The sequence below is a fragment of the Acinetobacter sp. YH12112 genome (assembly GCF_013418945.1).
Lineage (GTDB): Bacteria > Pseudomonadota > Gammaproteobacteria > Pseudomonadales > Moraxellaceae > Acinetobacter > Acinetobacter indicus.
Map to the genome: position 1 here is coordinate 1 of NZ_VPBA01000086.1, position 1,924 is coordinate 1,924.

The window sequence follows — 1,924 nt, forward strand, 5'->3', positions numbered from 1 at the left end:
CACCGCCATCGTGTCGTGATCGGCAAGGATACGCGCCTGTCGGGCTATATGCTTGAACCCGCGCTCACAGCCGGTTTCACCTCGATGGGCATGGACGTATTCCTTTTTGGCCCGCTGCCGACAACGTGCTTCTCTTTAAACAGCTATTTATTTCCAATTTAATCCATCTATTGCTTTCAAAAAGTGATATATTGCTTCAATTTATATACTTTTATAATACATTCATTTTTCTAATAGCGTTTTTCATGAAAGTAAGTTTGATAGTTGCAATGGATCTTGAAAAGGGCATTGGTAAAAACAACGATTTGATGTGGCATTTACCGGCCGATATGCTTTTTTTTAAAGAAACTACACTGAATCACATTGTGGTTATGGGTAGGAAAAATTTCGAATCAATCCCTGAAAGGTTTCGTCCACTTCCAAATCGGGAAAATGCAATATTAACTCGGAATACAGCTTTTGAAGCACCGAATTGTACTGTTTTTCACAGCATGGAAGGTTGCTTGAAACACTATGAGAACGAAGATAAGAGAACCGTTTTTATCATTGGTGGCGGACAAATATATGAGGAGGCTTTAGAAAAAAACAGGGTTGATGAAATGTTTATAACCTTTGTGGATCATACTTTTGGTGCGGATACATTTTTTCCTTCCATCGATTTTTCGCTTTGGAATGAAGAGGTGCTGCGTGTGCATGAAGCAGATTCTAAAAATGCGTATAATTTTACGGTCAAAAAATTCACTAAGAAGTTATCCTGATTCGCTTTTTCGGGTTAACGTTATTTTGAGGTGCTGGCACTAAAACATTTTTGCTATTCTTCTAAGGTGGAAAAATCTAAATTTCACGAACCTTTATTTTGTCGAAGTGCTTCTTTTATCGTAGCGTTCACTTTGATATACAGCCTTTAATTCTGTAACTTGTTTAAATAATAAAGAAGCCCTGTTTTTCTGATATACATGCTGTTCTGAACCAAATCAACTTCAATAGAAGGAATGCCTGTTGTCTTTTCGATCAAACTGATAAATCATCTTTTTTCTCAAATCCAAGATCTTAAAATACACTGTTTTTACAATCAATTTCAATTTTAAATTAGACTAATCTATCCACTTTGAAATTACTTCACTACTTTTACCGAAAATTACGAAAACAATGTTTACAAAAGCATGTGAGTATGGCATTCGTGCCTGTATTTTTGTAGCGCTTAATTCGATGGAAAAAAGGCGTGTCAGTTTAAAAGAAATTGCACAGTCTATTGATTCACCCGAATATTTCACCGCAAAGATTCTTCAGAAACTCGCCAAGGGAAAAATAATCTATTCCGTTCAAGGAGCACAGGGAGGTTTTGAGATGGAGGAGGCGAAGATTAGAACGATTTCCATTGAAGATATTGTTTTGGTCATTGATGGTGAGGTAGCCTTTACGATGTGCGTTCTTGGTTTGAAAAAATGTTCAGAAGTAAACCCTTGCCCTGTTCATCATAAATACAAAAACATCAAAGCTGATCTCAAAGAAATGATCAAAACCACCACGGTTTTCGACATGGTAGATCAAGTAAACGACGGACATTCTTTTCTGAAAATTTTTGAATTAGAATAAAGTAACAGCTAACAATCAAATTCGTGGATACAATCAGAATTACCAAGTGCTTCACCTTCGACATGGCGCACGCATTGAAAGGATACGACGGTCTTTGCCGAAACATTCATGGACATACTTATATGTTAAGAGTCACTTTAGCTGGCAAAATTAAACACGAGGACAGCAACCCTAAAAATGGTTTCGTATTGGATTTTGGAGACGTATAGGAAGAATAAACGCCCTTTTCACCCAAGTCCAACAGCTTTGGACCGCAGTTGACTCTTTCGACACCCCTGCGATGCAACCCAATCCGGCTGACGGGGAGCCAGCAACGCTGAAAATTTAC

3 protein-coding genes and 1 pseudogene are annotated in these 1,924 nt (G+C 37.8%); all 4 read left to right on the plus strand.

The window, feature by feature from the left end; translation table 11 throughout:
- A pseudogene (locus tag FTU50_RS15145) lies at positions 1-123 on the plus strand (hypothetical protein); the annotation flags it as partial.
- A 122-nt stretch (positions 124-245) separates the two neighbouring features.
- Positions 246-758 carry a trimethoprim-resistant dihydrofolate reductase DfrA36 gene (gene dfrA36 / locus FTU50_RS15150; RefSeq protein ID WP_024198497.1) on the plus strand — a complete coding sequence of 171 codons (513 nt, stop codon included), beginning with the start codon at positions 246-248 and terminating at the stop codon, positions 756-758.
- Positions 759-1,149: 391 nt separating this feature from the next.
- Complete coding sequence (locus tag FTU50_RS15155) at positions 1,150-1,596, plus strand: Rrf2 family transcriptional regulator (RefSeq protein WP_000494235.1); 447 nt, start codon at positions 1,150-1,152, stop codon at positions 1,594-1,596.
- A 62-nt stretch (positions 1,597-1,658) separates the two neighbouring features.
- Positions 1,659-1,805: a 6-carboxytetrahydropterin synthase gene (locus FTU50_RS15755; protein ID WP_077252113.1), complete on the plus strand. Its 147-nt coding sequence runs from the start codon at positions 1,659-1,661 to the stop codon at positions 1,803-1,805.
- The last annotated feature ends 119 nt before the right edge of the window (positions 1,806-1,924 follow it).

Bases quoted from the DNA above. Each gene is read 5' to 3' on its own strand.
- dfrA36 (WP_024198497.1), top strand. From the start codon at position 246: ATGAAAGTAAGTTTGATAGTTGCAATGGATCTTGAAAAGGGCATTGGT.
- FTU50_RS15755 (WP_077252113.1), top strand. From the start codon at position 1,659: ATGGCGCACGCATTGAAAGGATACGACGGTCTTTGCCGAAACATTCAT.
- FTU50_RS15155 (WP_000494235.1), top strand. From the start codon at position 1,150: ATGTTTACAAAAGCATGTGAGTATGGCATTCGTGCCTGTATTTTTGTA.